General features: G+C 65.7%; 12 protein-coding genes. 4 read left to right on the forward strand and 8 right to left on the reverse strand.

Annotated elements, in window-relative coordinates:
• Positions 1-5 precede the first annotated feature (5 nt).
• The gene (gyrB, locus tag AUL31_RS15665) at positions 6-2,441 is read right to left on the reverse strand and encodes a DNA topoisomerase (ATP-hydrolyzing) subunit B (protein WP_060608748.1); all 2,436 of its coding nucleotides are present in this window, start codon (positions 2,439-2,441) and stop codon (positions 6-8) included.
• A gap of 162 nt (positions 2,442-2,603) precedes the next feature.
• Between gyrB and AUL31_RS15670 the strand changes: the two genes are divergently transcribed.
• Positions 2,604-3,965 carry a cytochrome P450 gene (locus tag AUL31_RS15670; protein ID WP_060608751.1) on the forward strand — a complete coding sequence of 454 codons (1,362 nt, stop codon included), beginning with the start codon at positions 2,604-2,606 and terminating at the stop codon, positions 3,963-3,965.
• 6 nt (positions 3,966-3,971) lie between these two features.
• Here AUL31_RS15670 and cysK read toward each other — a convergent pair whose 3' ends face one another.
• From cysK to ubiE, 6 genes are all read right to left on the reverse strand, one after another.
• The gene (gene cysK, locus AUL31_RS15675; RefSeq protein WP_073469381.1) at positions 3,972-5,003 is read right to left on the reverse strand and encodes a cysteine synthase A; all 1,032 of its coding nucleotides are present in this window, start codon (positions 5,001-5,003) and stop codon (positions 3,972-3,974) included.
• A gap of 129 nt (positions 5,004-5,132) precedes the next feature.
• Positions 5,133-5,894, reverse strand: a complete 762-nt coding sequence (locus AUL31_RS15680; protein ID WP_060608754.1) for a class I SAM-dependent methyltransferase — start codon at positions 5,892-5,894, stop codon at positions 5,133-5,135.
• 10 nt (positions 5,895-5,904) lie between these two features.
• Entirely contained in the window at positions 5,905-6,351 is a 447-nt protein-coding gene (gene dut, locus AUL31_RS15685) for a dUTP diphosphatase (RefSeq protein ID WP_060608757.1), read from the reverse strand.
• A complete protein-coding gene (gene coaBC, locus AUL31_RS15690; protein ID WP_060608759.1) occupies positions 6,348-7,565 on the reverse strand; it encodes a bifunctional phosphopantothenoylcysteine decarboxylase/phosphopantothenate--cysteine ligase CoaBC in 1,218 nt (405 codons plus the stop codon). Before coaBC ends, dut begins: the two co-directional genes overlap by 4 nt.
• Positions 7,566-7,569: 4 nt before the next feature.
• Positions 7,570-9,150, reverse strand: a complete 1,581-nt coding sequence (ubiB, locus tag AUL31_RS15695) for a 2-polyprenylphenol 6-hydroxylase (RefSeq protein WP_073469427.1) — start codon at positions 9,148-9,150, stop codon at positions 7,570-7,572.
• A gap of 5 nt (positions 9,151-9,155) precedes the next feature.
• A complete protein-coding gene (ubiE, locus tag AUL31_RS15700) occupies positions 9,156-9,935 on the reverse strand; it encodes a bifunctional demethylmenaquinone methyltransferase/2-methoxy-6-polyprenyl-1,4-benzoquinol methylase UbiE (RefSeq protein ID WP_060608762.1) in 780 nt (259 codons plus the stop codon).
• Between the two features lie 131 nt (positions 9,936-10,066).
• On the opposite strand from ubiE, the gene mutM reads away from it, so the two are divergent.
• Positions 10,067-10,963 carry a bifunctional DNA-formamidopyrimidine glycosylase/DNA-(apurinic or apyrimidinic site) lyase gene (mutM, locus tag AUL31_RS15705; RefSeq protein WP_060608765.1) on the forward strand — a complete coding sequence of 299 codons (897 nt, stop codon included), beginning with the start codon at positions 10,067-10,069 and terminating at the stop codon, positions 10,961-10,963.
• Between the two features lie 195 nt (positions 10,964-11,158).
• Positions 11,159-11,428, forward strand: coding sequence for a 30S ribosomal protein S20 (gene rpsT / locus AUL31_RS15710; RefSeq protein WP_060608770.1), 270 nt, complete (start codon positions 11,159-11,161; stop codon positions 11,426-11,428).
• A gap of 457 nt (positions 11,429-11,885) precedes the next feature.
• On the opposite strand, the gene AUL31_RS15715 is transcribed toward rpsT, so the two are convergent.
• Positions 11,886-12,653 carry an outer membrane protein gene (locus AUL31_RS15715; protein ID WP_060608773.1) on the reverse strand — a complete coding sequence of 256 codons (768 nt, stop codon included), beginning with the start codon at positions 12,651-12,653 and terminating at the stop codon, positions 11,886-11,888.
• A gap of 276 nt (positions 12,654-12,929) precedes the next feature.
• On the opposite strand from AUL31_RS15715, the gene AUL31_RS15720 reads away from it, so the two are divergent.
• Complete coding sequence (locus AUL31_RS15720; protein WP_060608776.1) at positions 12,930-13,667, forward strand: Crp/Fnr family transcriptional regulator; 738 nt, start codon at positions 12,930-12,932, stop codon at positions 13,665-13,667.
• Positions 13,668-13,672: the final 5 nt, after the last annotated feature.

Genomic DNA, 13,672 nt, shown 5'->3' on the forward strand with positions numbered 1-13,672 from the left:
GACGATCACACGTCCAGATTGGCGACCTGCAAGGCATTTTCCTGGATGAACTCGCGGCGCGGCTCGACCTCGTCGCCCATGAGGCGGGAGAAGAGCTGGTCGGCGTCGGTCGCGTCGTTGATCTTGACCTGAAGCAGTGAGCGCACTTCCGGATCCAGCGTCGTTTCCCAGAGCTGCTCGGGGTCCATCTCGCCCAGCCCTTTGTAACGCTGCAGCGAGATGCCCTTGCGGCCCACCTCGAATACCGCATTCAGAAGATCGACCGGACCGCTGATCGAGCGCTCGGTCTCCTTGCGCTTGAGCGTCGGCGACTGCGCATAGACTTCGGCCAGCCGCGCGGCCATGCGGTTGAGCGCGATGGCGTCGGCCGAATGGATCAGCGCCGCATCGATGGCCTGCACCTCCTGCACGCCGCGCACGAGACGCTGGAAACGGTAACCGCCATCCGACGTCGACTCGCCGGTCCAGCCGCGCTCCGTTTCCTCGGCGATGGCGTCGAGCGCCTTGGCGATGCGTTCCGCCATGTAGGGCGCATCCGCGCCGCTGTCGGCCACTTCCGGCGTCAGCGCGCCCGCGATTGCGGCCTGTTCCACCACGGCCCGGTCGTAGCGTGTATGCAGGCCGCTCAGGATCTGGCGCACCGACAACGCATCGTCCACCACGCTGCGCAGGTCCTTGCCGGCCCGCGTTTCGCCGGAGGCCAGCCGCAGCAGCGCATCGTCCAACCCGCCGTCGATCAGGTAGTTTTCGAGCGCCTTCTCGTTTTTCAGGTACTGGCTCTGCTTGCCCCGCGTGACTTTGAACAGCGGCGGCTGTGCGATGTAGACATAGCCGCGCTCGATCAGCTCCGGCATCTGCCGGAAGAAGAAGGTGAGCAGCAATGTGCGGATGTGGGCGCCGTCGACGTCGGCGTCCGTCATGATGATGATCTTGTGGTAGCGCAGCTTGTCGGGGTTGAACTCGTCCTTGCCGATGGACGTGCCGAGCGCCGTGATCAGCGTGCCGATCTGGTCGGAACCGAGCATCCGGTCGAAGCGTGCGCGCTCGACGTTGAGGATCTTGCCGCGCAGCGGAAGGATCGCCTGGTTCTGCCGCGAGCGCGCGCCCTTGGCCGAGCCACCGGCCGAGTCACCCTCGACGATGAAGATTTCAGACTTGGCAGGATCGCGTTCCTGGCAGTCGGCGAGCTTGCCCGGCAACGACGTGATGTCGAGCGCGCCCTTGCGCCGCGTCAACTCGCGCGCCTTGCGGGCCGCCTCGCGCGCCGATGCGGCCTCGACCACCTTGCCGATGACGATGCGCCCTTCCTGCGGATGCTCCTCGAACCAGGTTGCCAGCGCCTCGTTGACGAGGCTCTCCACAACCGGACGTACTTCCGACGAAACCAGCTTGTCCTTGGTCTGCGACGAGAATTTCGGGTCCGGCACCTTGACCGACAGGACGCAGCTTAGCCCTTCGCGGCAGTCGTCTCCGGTCAGCGTCACCTTTTCCTTCTTGAGGATGCCCGAGGTTTCGGCGTAGCCCGTGACCTGGCGCGTAAGTGCGCCCCGGAAACCGGCCATATGCGTGCCGCCGTCGCGCTGCGGGATGTTGTTGGTAAAGGCCAGCACCGTATCCTGGTAGGAATCGTTCCACCACATGGCGGCCTCGACGGTCATGCCGTCCTTTTCGCTACGGATGACGATCGGCTCGGGCATCAGCGGCTTGCGGGCCCGGTCGAGATAGCGAACGAACGCCTCCAGGCCGCCTTCGTAGAACAGCTCGACGCGCTTTTCGTCGGCAGGCCGCTTGTCGGTCAGGATGATGCGTACGCCGGAATTCAGGAAGGCAAGCTCGCGCAGCCGATGCTCCAGCGTCGCGAAATCGAATTCGGTGCGCGAGAATGTGTCGGCGGACGGCAGGAAGGTGATGGCGGTGCCCGTCTCCGCACCGGCATCGCCCGTGACGGCAAGCGGCGCATCCGGCACGCCATGCGTGAAGGACATCTCGTGGATCTTGCCCTTGCGGCGCACCTTCATGCGCAACCACACCGACAGCGCGTTGACCACCGACACGCCGACGCCATGCAGGCCACCGGATACCTTGTAGGAATTCTGGTCGAACTTACCGCCGGCGTGAAGCTGGGTCATGATGACCTCCGCCGCCGATACGCCCTCGCCCTGATGGATATCTGTCGGGATACCGCGCCCATTGTCGGTGACGGTGCACGAGCCATCGGCGTTCAGGGTGACGGTCACATGCGTCGCGTGGCCGGCCAACGCCTCGTCGATGGCATTGTCGACCACCTCGTAGACCATGTGGTGCAGGCCCGATCCGTCGTCCGTGTCGCCGATATACATGCCGGGCCGCTTGCGAACGGCATCGAGGCCCTTGAGAACCTTGATTGAGTCGGCGCCATATTCGGCGTCGACGCCGGTGTTCGTCTCTTCAGCTTGCGACATGGGAATCCTTCATTGGCGCGGCTGCGGCACTGGCGACGAATCGCCGCTGGCCCTGCCGCGACTGCGGCTTTTCAAGCTTCCCGAATATAAGCATTTTCGGGCGAAAATGAAAGCATGGGCCAAAGCTCGACCTGGGGTTCAGGCCTTCCCATATGAGGGGGCATGGACACAATCGCAGAGCCATTCCTTGCCCCGGCCCCGACGCCCCATACCAAGCCGCTCGGGATGCTCGGTTTCGTACTGACGGCATCGCGCAATCCCATCGAGATCTGGGGGTCGCGCGCCTTCAAGGAGCCGTATCTCAAGGCCAACTGGCTGCGCGTGCCGACCGTCATCGTCAACGATCCGGCGGGCATCCGCCACTGCCTCGTTGACAATGCCCGCAACTACGCCATGCAGCCGCTGCGCCAGCGGGTGCTGCGCCCCATGCTGCGCGACGGCCTCCTGACGGCCGAGGGGGAGCTGTGGAAGCGCACCCGCAAGGCGCTGGCGCCGGTGTTCACGCCGCGCAATATCGACGGGCTGACGCCCGTCATGGCAGCCCGCAGCTCACGCTTTGCCGAAGGGCTCGCCAAGGGCGGCGAGACGGTGGACGTCGCCTTCCAGATGACGCTGCTGACCTACGACATCCTGCAGGCGACCCTGTTCTCGGACGACATCACGGGCGAGCCGAAGGAATTTGCCCGGTCCATGGAAACATTCCTGGCGCGTATGGGCCGCGTGGACCCGCTGGACATCCTCGATGCGCCCGCCTTCCTGCCGCGCATCAACCGGCTGATCGGCATGCGGAGCACCAATTACTTCCGCAAGCTGATCGCCGACACGATGGAGCGGCGCATCGCGATGCTGAAGCACGCCCCGGATGCGGCGCCTAACGATTTCCTGACGATGCTGCTGAAGGCGGACGGCCTGTCGCGATCCGAGATCGAGGACAACATCATCACCTTCATCGGCGCCGGCCACGAGACGACCGCGCGTGCGCTGGGCTGGACGCTGTATCTGCTGGCCGAGGCGCCGGACGAGCGCCGCAAGGTCGAGGAAGAGCTGGACGCCACGCTGGACGGCCTGCCCGATCCGGCGCAGTGGCTGGACAGGCTGCCGCGCACACGGGCCGCCCTGGAAGAGGCGATGCGCCTCTATCCGCCGGCCCCCTCGTTGAACCGGACGGCGCTTGCAGACGATTCGGTCGGGGGCATCGACATTCCCGCCGGGGCATCCCTGCTGGTGATGCCGTGGCTCGTCCACCGCAACGAACTCTACTGGGACAGGCCCGGCCATTTCATACCGGACCGCTTCATGCCGGGCGAACGCGAAAAGCTGGATCGCTTCCAGTACCTGCCTTTCGGCGTCGGCCCCAGGGTCTGCATCGGTTCGAGCTTCGCCATGCACGAGGGCGTCATCGCCCTCGCCAGCCTCATGCGACATCTGCGCTTCGACTATATCGGCACCGAGCAGCCCTACCCGGTGCAGAAGATCACCGTGCAACCGCGCGGCGGCCTGCCCATGCGGGTCAGCCGCCGCTGAGGCTCCTTAGATGGCGCCGCCGGCCGGTCGGTCGGCGGGCGTTGCCGGCGCTTCGTCGCCAAGCCCCTCGAACAGCGCCGTCGACAGATAGCGTTCGGCGAAGGACGGTATGATGATGACGATGGTTTTGCCCTCGTTTTCGGGGCGCTGGCCTACCTTGACGGCGGCCGTCAGCGCCGCACCCGACGAAATGCCCACCGGAATGCCTTCGATCCGGGCCAGAAGGCGGGCGTTTTCGAAGGCGTCGTCGTTGGAAACCGTCACCACCTCGTCATAGACGGCCTTGTCCAGGATCGGCGGCGCGAAGCCGGCGCCGATGCCCTGGATCTTGTGCGGCCCCGGGTTGCCGCCCGACAGGACAGGCGAAGCCTCCGGCTCCACCGCCACGATATGCACACCCGGCTTGCGCGCCTTCAGCACCTGGCCGACGCCGGTGATGGTGCCGCCGGTCCCGATGCCCGATATCAAGATATCGACGTTGCCGCCCGTATCGTTCCAGATTTCCTCGGCCGTGGTGATGCGGTGGATCTGGGGGTTGGCCGGGTTTTCGAACTGCTGCGGAATGACCGCGTTGGGCAGTTCCGCCTTCAGTTCCTCCGCCTTGGCGATGGCGCCCTTCATGCCCTTGGCGCCCTCGGTCAGGACAAGATCCGCGCCCAGCAGGCGCAACATCTTGCGCCGCTCCAGCGACATCGTCTCGGGCATCGTCAGGATGAGGCGATAGCCCTTGGCCGCCGCCGCGAAGGCAAGGGCGATACCGGTGTTACCGGATGTCGGCTCCACCAGAACGGTCTTGCCGGGCTCGATCGCGCCATCGGCCTCCAGCTTTTCCAGCATGGCGACGCCGATGCGGTCCTTGACGGAGGAAATCGGGTTGAAGAACTCCAGCTTGGCCAGAAGCTTCGCCTTCACGCCCTTTTCAGCGGCAAACCTGTCGATCCGGACAAGCGGCGTATCGCCGATCGTGTCCAGGATGGAATCGTAGACGCGTCCGCGTCCGTGCGTCCGCGCAATCTGGTCGTTGACCGTCTTGTCCATGGTGCTCTCCCGTATGCTCATGGCCCAATCTAGCCGCCGCAACGGTTTCGGCGCGAGGTTGCAGCACCACGCAACGGCGGCGAGTTGGAGAAAATTCTGCCTGACAAACGCCTCCGGACAACAATTTGTTCAGGCGGCACGCGCCTCGACCATCATGACGTCCAGCATGAACGACCCATCGTCCTCGATGGCGAAATGCCGGCGCACGGCCTGCGAGGCCCCATCCTGCAGGGCACGGATGACGCGCGCGTTCTCGTCCGGAGTGCGCATCCGCGCGATCCACACCTTGAAATCCATGCGGACACGGAACATGCGCGTACTTTCAACGATAAAGCCCGTGCGCGCCAGCATCGCCATCCACTCTGCCGGGCTGTAGTCGCGGACATGGGACGTGTCACGCAGAAGCTCCACCGCCTGCAGGTGGGTATCGGCCAGCGCCGAACCGGCCGCGACCGCATCGATGAAGACGGCCGGCGAGCCATTTTTCAAAACGCGCCGTGCCTGGCGGATGCCGCCTTCGAGATCGCCCCAGTGATGGGCGGAATAGCGGCAGGCGAGAAAGTCGAATGCGCCGTCGTCGAATGGCAGCGTTTCCGCAGCGCTTTCGACCGTCTGAAGATTGCCGAGCCCCCTGTCCGACGCCGTTGCCGCAACGGCGGCCAGCATGTCGGCGGACAGATCCACGGCCGTTACCTGCGCGGCACGGGCCGCGAGAAGATAGGCGACGTGCCCGCCGCCCGTGCCGAGGTCCAGTGCGTTTTGGGGGCCGTATGCCGCGACGATGGCCTCCAGGGCCTCCAGATCGGGCCCCGACGCGTGAACCGCGCTTGCCACGTAAGCTGCCGCCTGCGGCCCGAACTGCGATACAACATGCGTTTCATGCGCTTTCATGGCACCGCCCTCACTGTCCCGTCGAGCCGAAACCGCCGGCCCCTCGCCCGGTTTGCGTCAGATCGTCGGCCTCGGCATAACGCGCCTGCGTGACCGGCGCCACGACGGCCTGCGCGATCCGTTCGCCGCGCCGCACTTCAAATGGCGTGTCGCCCAGGTTGATAAGAATCACCTTCACCTCGCCGCGATAGTCGCTATCGACCGTGCCGGGCGTATTGAGAAGGGTAATACCGTGGCGGGCTGCCAGGCCCGAACGCGGCCGGACCTGCATCTCGTAACCGTCCGGTATCTCGAAGCACAGACCCGTCGGCACCAGCGCGCGGCCCATCGGCGGTATCTCCAGCACGTCCGTAACGGCGGCGCGCAGGTCGGCGCCCGCCGCCCCGGCACTCTCGTAAGCCGGCAGCGGCAAGTCCACGCCGTGCGGCAGGCGCTTCACCTTGACGTCGATGCTCATTCCATATCCCCCAGCATGTCGGCGAACCGGCGCGCCAGCCGCCGGGCGACCTCCGCCTTCGACAGTTCCGGCCAGTCTTCGGCACCCGCCTCCGTCAGAAGATGGACACGGTTTTGCGCACCACCCATCACATCGCCCGACACGTCGTTTGCAACGATCATGTCGGCGCCCTTGCGTTGCAGCTTGGCCTGCGCGTTGCCCATCAGGGCCGATGTCTCGGCCGCAAAGCCCACCACCAGGCGCGGCCGGCCCGGGCCGTGGGCGATCGTCGCGAGAATGTCCGGGTTCTCGGCAAGCGCCAGGGGCAACGGCCCCTCTCCGGCGCGTTTCTTGATCTTGTCGCTCGCCTGTTCCGCAGCCCGCCAGTCGGCGACGGCGGCGACGAAAACGCCGATATCGGCCGGAAGCGCCGCCTCTACCGCTGCCAGCATCTGGAGGGCCGTCTCCACCCGCACGACATGCACGCCCGCAGGGTCGGGGATGGAGACCGGGCCGGAAACCAGCGTTACCTGCGCGCCCAGTTCCGCGAGGGCCTCGGCCAGGGCGTGGCCCTGCCGCCCCGACGAGCGGTTGGCGATGTAGCGGACAGGGTCGATCGGCTCATGCGTCGGGCCGGACGTCACCACGGCGCGGCGGCCGGACAGCGGCTTGCCCCCCGGCGCAGCCAGACGGGCCTCGACGGCGGCAAGGATGGCCTGCGGCTCGCTCATGCGGCCAAGGCCGCTTTCGCCCGCTTCGGCCATTTCGCCGTGCTCGGGGCCGACGAAGCCGACACCGTCCTGTTCGAGCAGGGCCAAGCTGCGCCGGGTGGCCGGGTGGGCCCACATGGCCGGGTTCATGGCCGGCGCAAGCAGGATGGGGCATCGCGCCGCCAGCAGCACGGCGCCGGCCAGGTCGCCGGCCAGGCCGGCAGCCATCTGCGCCATGCGATCGGCAGTCGCGGGCGCAACGAGGATCAGGTCTGCCCCCCGCGCCAACCGTATATGGCCGACATCCTGCTCGTCGTCGCGCGAGAAAAGATCGTCGTAGACGCGCGTTGCCGACAGCGCCCCCACGGCCAGCGGCGTTACGAACTGGGCCCCGGCGGCAGTGAGGATGGGCGTCACCGCGGCGCCGCGCTCCCGAAGGCGGCGGATGAGGTCGAGCGCCTTGTAGGCGGCGATGCCGCCGCCGACGACCAGGAGAATGCGTTTTCCCGCGAGCGTGCTCTCCATCGCCCTACCTCAGAAGCAGGCTGGCGGCGATCACCGCCACGCCGATTGCCGTTATCCATTGCGCGATATGCCCGAACAGGATGCCGGCCTTGGTATCCTGCGCCAGTTCCTGCAGGGAATCGTCGTTGATGCGGATGCCGTTGTCGACCAGATCGGGCAGGTGCTTGCCGAGCACCTCCAGCCCGACCGCATAGTCGGGCAGCCTGCGGCCGATCTTCACGATGGCCTCCAGCACGTCGCGCACTTCCGCCAGCTTGGCCGCAGGGCCGAGTTCGCCGCGGATATAGTCCGACACGACGGGCTCGGCGGCTTCCCACATGTTGAACTTGGGATCGTAGCTTCGGGCAACGCCTTCCACCACCACCATCGTCTTCTGCAGCAGCACCAGTTCGGGCCGGGCGCGCATGTCGAAGAGTTCCGTCACCTCGAAGAGCAGGGTCAGCAGGTGACCCATGGATATGGTCTCCGCCGGCTGGCCGTGGATCGGCTCGCCGATGGCGCGCAGTGCCTGCGCGAAGGACAGCACATCCTGGTTGCGTGGCACATAGCCCGCCTCGAAATGCACCTCGGCGACGCGTCGGTAATCCCGGCGGATGAAGCCGTAGAGGATCTCCGCCAGAAAACGCCGGCTGTCGGACGACAGGCGACCGACGATGCCGAGGTCGACCGCCACGATGGCGCCGTCCGGTGCCACGAAGAGATTGCCCTGGTGCATGTCGGCATGGAAGAAGCCGTCCCGCATCGACTGGCGCAGGAAGTTCTGCACGACATTGACGCCGAGCGCCTTCAGGTCGTGCCCGGCCGCCGCGACGCCCGCGACATCGCTCATCTTGATGCCGTCGATCCACTCCATCGTCAGCACGTCGCGGCCGGTCCGCTCCCAGTCGACGGCCGGAACGCGAAAACCAGGGTCGTTGCGGATATTCTCGGCCATCTCGGACGAGGCGGCGGCCTCGAGCCGCAGGTCCATCTCGATCCGCGTGCTTTGCGCCAGCGTCTCGACGACGGCCACGGGCCGCAGGCGGCGCGACGACCGCACGAAGCGCTCCATGACCCGGGCGATGAAGGAGAAGGCATTCAACTCGCGGCGGAAGCGGGCGCGCACGCCGGGGCGGATGACCTTCACGGCCACGTCCCGCTCTCCATCCGGCGTCCGGACGCGCGCCTTGTGCACCTGCGCGATGGACGCCGCCCCGACCGGCTCGCCGAAGGTCAGGAAAAGGTCGTCTATGGTGCGGCCAAGCGATGCCTCGACCGTCGCGATGGCCTCCGCCGTCGGGAAGGGCGGCACGCTGTCCTGCAGGTGGCCGAGCTCCAGCGCCAGGCTCTGGCCCACGATATCGGGCCGTGTCGACAGGAATTGCCCGAGCTTCACATAGGATGGGCCCAGCCGGTTCAAGGCTTGCGACAGCCGCTCGGAACGCGCCTTGCGCCGCGCCGAGCGCCGCGCCACCAGGCCGGCCAACCGGTGGGCCAGCCGCGGCCCGGGCGGCAGCCCCTCGGCCGGCAGGGCCGAGATGACGCCTTCGCGCATCAGCACCCAGCCGGCGCGCAGCAGCGCCAAGATACCATAGAGCGAACCCAGCAAGGTCAGATCTTCCAGCCGGAATGGATGGCGGCGATACCACCCGAAAGGTTGCGCCAGGATACGCGCTCGAAGCCCGCGCTGCGGATCATCGACGCGAAATTCTCCTGGTTCGGGAACTTGCGGATCGATTCCACGAGATACGCATAGGAAGCCCGGTCCTTGGCCACCGCCTCGCCGATGGCGGGAATGGCGCGGAAGGACCAGGCATCATAGACCTTGTCCAGCACCGGCAGATCGACCTCGGAAAATTCCAGGCACAGGAAGCGTCCGCCCGGCTTGAGCACGCGATACGCCTCGGCCAGCGCCAGGTCGATTCGCGGCACGTTGCGGATGCCGAAGGCGATGGTGTAGGCGTCGAAATCGCCGTCCGCCAACGACAGGGTTTCGGCGTTTCCTTCCACGAAGGTCAGATTGTCCTGCAGGCCGCGCTTGGCGGCGCGTTCCGCGCCGACGCCGAGCATCGAGGCGTTGATATCCAGCACCGTGCCCTGCGCATTGCGCCGCGACGCCTCCACGATGCGGAAGGCGACGTCGCCGGTTCCGCCGGCCACGTCGACGAAACGCCAGCCCGGCCGGCGCGACGGCGCCAGCCAGTTGACCAGCGCGTCCTTCCACAGGCGGTGCATTCCTCCGGACATCAGGTCGTTCATCAGGTCGTAGCGGCTGGCGACACGGTGGAACACCTCGTCCACGCGGGCCTGCTTCTCTGCCTTGCCGGATACGGTCTCGAAGCCGTAGGAGGTTTCCATGCCATCGGCGTCGGTGATGCGGTTGCGCGACATAAGCGAAAGCCTTCTGGTTCGGGATCGGCCCCTCGATTCGAGACCGGCCGATCGCGCGGAAAGCTGTAAAGCGTTTCCCGCGCCAAGGGAAACGCGTAAACAGCCGCGTCGGCACCAACTCAGATAGGGCCATGCCTGAACTACCGGAAGTCGAAACCGTACGACGCGGGCTCGCCCCTGCCATGGAAGGCGCAACCATAGCTTCGGTTGCTCTCAACCGGGGCAACCTGCGTTTCCCCTTCGATGACGATTTCGCGCAAAGGCTTGCCGGCCAGCGCATCCTGTCATTGTCGCGCCGCGCCAAATACCTCCTGTGCGAGCTGGAATCCAACGATATCCTTGCCATGCATCTCGGCATGTCGGGATCTTTCCGCATCGAAAGGCCGCACGCCGAGGCGGACAGGCCAGGCCTTTTCCACCACCCAAAGGCGCAGGGGCGCCTGCACGATCATGTGGCCATCCACCTCCGGCGGCCGGACGGCTCTACGCCTGACATCGTCTATAACGATCCACGCCGCTTCGGCTTCATGCGTATTCTGACGCGTCCGCAGATGGCCGAGGATCCGATGTTCCGCAACCTCGGCGTCGAGCCGACGGGCAACGCGCTGTCGCCCGACTATCTGGCTTTGCGTTTCGCCGGCCGGGCCGCGCCCCTGAAGGCTGCCCTGCTGGACCAGACGATCATCGCCGGGCTCGGCAACATTTATGTGTGCGAGGCCCTGTGGCGGGCGCGCCTGTCGCCACGCCGCAGCGCTGGCTCCCTGGTGCGCGCGTCCGGGCGGCCCACGGAGCGGCTGGAACGGCTGACCGTCCACATCCGCGACACGATCGCCGACGCCATAGCGGCCGGCGGATCTTCGCTGCGGGACTATCGACAGGCCGATGGCAGCCTCGGCTATTTCCAGCACAGCTTCGCGGCCTACGACCGCGAGGGGCAGCCCTGCCGGCACGACGGCTGCGGGGGCACCATCGCGCGGATCGTGCAGTCGGGCCGCTCCACCTTCTTCTGCCCGGTCTGCCAGCGCTGAAACGCTGAATCTCGGTTGACGCTCAACGCCATATTCCCTATAAGGCGCGCCATGTTCAGCCGCTACGAGAGTCGCGGCTCCGTCCCTCTTTGTCGACCTTCGGGCTGCAATGCGGGATCACCGACATCCAGACATGCGCGCCAGCATGGCCCTTCGGGCACTGCCGGGGCGCGGCAACAGAAGAGAGACTTCGACATGGCCAATACCCCTTCGGCCAAGAAGGCTACGCGGAAGATCGCGCGCCGGACGGCTACCAACAAGGCGCGCCGCTCGCGCGTTCGCACCTTCCTGCGCAAGGTCGAGGAAGCCATCCTCGCCGGCGACAAGGCCGCCGCCACCGCAGCTCTGAAGGCATGCGAGCCCGAAATGGCCCGCGCCGCTTCGAAGGGCGTGTTCCACAAGAACATGGTTTCCCGCAAGATTTCGCGCCTGTCGAACCGCGTCAAGGCCGTCGCCGCCGCCTGATTCCTACAGGCGGAACGCTCCAATACGGAAAGCCGGGTGCAGCCTCTGCGCCCGGCTTTTTGACGTGCGTGCGTCAAACACGGGCTCTGCGTCCCTGACGCCGTATTACGCGCCCGCCATGCCCACCCGTCCAATGAACTGCTGATACCGTGCCGCCGTGCCCACTGAGCATGAACAAGGGCTCCTGGTTTCCCGGGAGCCCTTGTTCATGTCCTGGGGCTGCCTGGAAGCCGCTCCACGTTTCAGGTGAGGCGGAACGAGGCCTCTATAGCCCCACATTGGGCGGAGCCGGTCTGGCGGCCTGCGCAAGCCATGCGGCGCGTGGCCCGCCCTGCCCTTGCCTGTCAGATGGTTCGCTGCATGGATCCGGCATCCGGCATCGGAGCACGAAAAAAGGGGCTCCCGGTTTCCCGGGAACCCCTTTTCGTTACCTGGCTGCTTGCAGCCGTTCCGCGTCTTAGTTGAAGCGGAACGAAGCCTTGGCCCACACGGTGTGGAAGTCGAGGTCCGACGAGGAGTCCGTCGAAACGAAACCACCAGGACCCGAGCCGGCAACCGGCGTGTAGTCGACGCGCAGCTTGGAGTCGCCGAGGTCGGTGTAGAGGTACTCGACGCCGAGCGAGAAGTTCTGCGTCACGAGGTACTCGACACCGGCGCCGACGGCGTAACCGACATCGTCCGTGTCTTCGGAAACCGACACGTTGTAGGTGGTGCCGCCGATCGACGTGATCGCGTCGCCGAGGTAGTTGTTGCTGGTGTCGCCGTAAGCGAGACCACCCGTGGCGTACACGGCGAAGCGGTCAGCCGCATAGCCGAGCTTGGCGCGGACGGTACCGACATAGTCGATGTCCTGCTGGGCGCCGAACACGGTCGTCGAACCCGGCAGCGTGTAGGCCGAAGCCGTCGAGGCATCGATGTAGTTCAGGTCGGCGACAGCACCGATGAGGAAGTTGCCCATCTGGTAGTCGTAACCGACGTGACCACCGCCGATGAACGACGCATCGCCATCATCGCTGGAACCGATGAAGGACGAGTCCGTGGAGAACAGGCCCGAGTCACGGTTGAAGGCGACGCCGGCCTGGCCACCGACGTAGAAGCCGGTCCAGGTGAAGGCAGGCTCGTAAGCGACGATCGGAGCCGGAGCCGGCTCTTCGTAGATGACGTCCGCAGCCACGGCGGGCGTAACGAATGCGGCCGAAGCCAGAAGAAGTGCGAAACGGTTCATTGTAGAACCCCCCATGTCTGTGGCCGGATGCTGTCGGTGTGTCCGAAGGCTGGGCCGTTGCTCTTGAGTGTTGCGTACCGACTAAATGGGGTAACCGCCAGTTGAAAATAGTGGGGTTTCAGAGATCGGTACTCGGTGTTGCATATCAAACACAAGTTGTTGTTCGGCCTGCGAAACAGTAATTAACGTTGCGTTACCAGCAGGGTCCGAATATGCGTCAGAATGACGCAGATCCGACAAGTTGATGCGGTACTTTGCGTGGATGGTTAAGGGTTGATGAACACGAGATCCGGCGTTGCATCCTACACTCCCGTGCCGTGCGAGACGGCATGTGCATCCTGCGACGTCCGCGCCCTGTCGCTATGCGCGGCGTTGCGCCAGGACGACCTATCGGTGATGGAACGGGTTTCGACGGTGCGTAACCTCTTGCCGGATGAAATCCTGATCCACGAAGGCGATCCGGCCCGGCGCGTCTATACGGTGACCAAAGGCATGATGCGCCTGTCCACCATTCTTGCGGACGGACGCCGTCAGATTACCGGCTTCCTGATGCCCGGCGATTTTCTTGGCCTCGCCGACGAGGAAACGACATCCGCCACGGTGGAGGCCGTAACGCATTCGACCTTGTGCGCCTTCGCCCGTGCCGACATGAACCGGCTCCTGCATGACCATCCTCCCCTGCAGGCCAGGCTTATGCAGTTCACACGGGCGGCGCTTCGCGAGGCTCGGGACGGTCAGATCATGCTGGGGCGGCTGGCGCCGGTGGAGAAGTTATCGAGCTTCCTTCTGATGATGTCGACGCGGATGGAGGCGCGTGGCCTGCCCGCAAATCCGGTCCCCATACCGATGTCGCGGACGGATATCGCCGATTTTCTTGGTCTTACCGTCGAGACGGTCAGCCGCAGTTTCACCAAGCTGCGCAACCAGCAATTGATCCGCCTTCCCGATGCCCATCACGTGGACATCGTGGATCGGCGCGCTTTGGCGGCCGTGGCCGGCATCGACCAGGCTTAAGACCC

The organism is Aureimonas altamirensis, from assembly GCF_001463885.1.
In the GTDB taxonomy this organism is placed as follows: Bacteria; Pseudomonadota; Alphaproteobacteria; order Rhizobiales; family Rhizobiaceae; genus Aureimonas; species Aureimonas altamirensis.

Coding starts and splice junctions, on each gene's coding strand:
- AUL31_RS15680 (WP_060608754.1), bottom strand. CDS start 5,894: ATGAAAGCGCATGAAACGCATGTTGTATCGCAGTTCGGGCCGCAGGCG.
- dut (WP_060608757.1), bottom strand. CDS start 6,351: ATGAGCATCGACGTCAAGGTGAAGCGCCTGCCGCACGGCGTGGACTTG.
- AUL31_RS15720 (WP_060608776.1), top strand. CDS start 12,930: ATGAACACGAGATCCGGCGTTGCATCCTACACTCCCGTGCCGTGCGAG.
- gyrB (WP_060608748.1), bottom strand. CDS start 2,441: ATGTCGCAAGCTGAAGAGACGAACACCGGCGTCGACGCCGAATATGGC.
- cysK (WP_073469381.1), bottom strand. CDS start 5,003: ATGGACAAGACGGTCAACGACCAGATTGCGCGGACGCACGGACGCGGA.
- rpsT (WP_060608770.1), top strand. CDS start 11,159: ATGGCCAATACCCCTTCGGCCAAGAAGGCTACGCGGAAGATCGCGCGC.
- AUL31_RS15670 (WP_060608751.1), top strand. CDS start 2,604: ATGGACACAATCGCAGAGCCATTCCTTGCCCCGGCCCCGACGCCCCAT.
- mutM (WP_060608765.1), top strand. CDS start 10,067: ATGCCTGAACTACCGGAAGTCGAAACCGTACGACGCGGGCTCGCCCCT.
- coaBC (WP_060608759.1), bottom strand. CDS start 7,565: ATGGAGAGCACGCTCGCGGGAAAACGCATTCTCCTGGTCGTCGGCGGC.
- ubiE (WP_060608762.1), bottom strand. CDS start 9,935: ATGTCGCGCAACCGCATCACCGACGCCGATGGCATGGAAACCTCCTAC.
- AUL31_RS15715 (WP_060608773.1), bottom strand. CDS start 12,653: ATGAACCGTTTCGCACTTCTTCTGGCTTCGGCCGCATTCGTTACGCCC.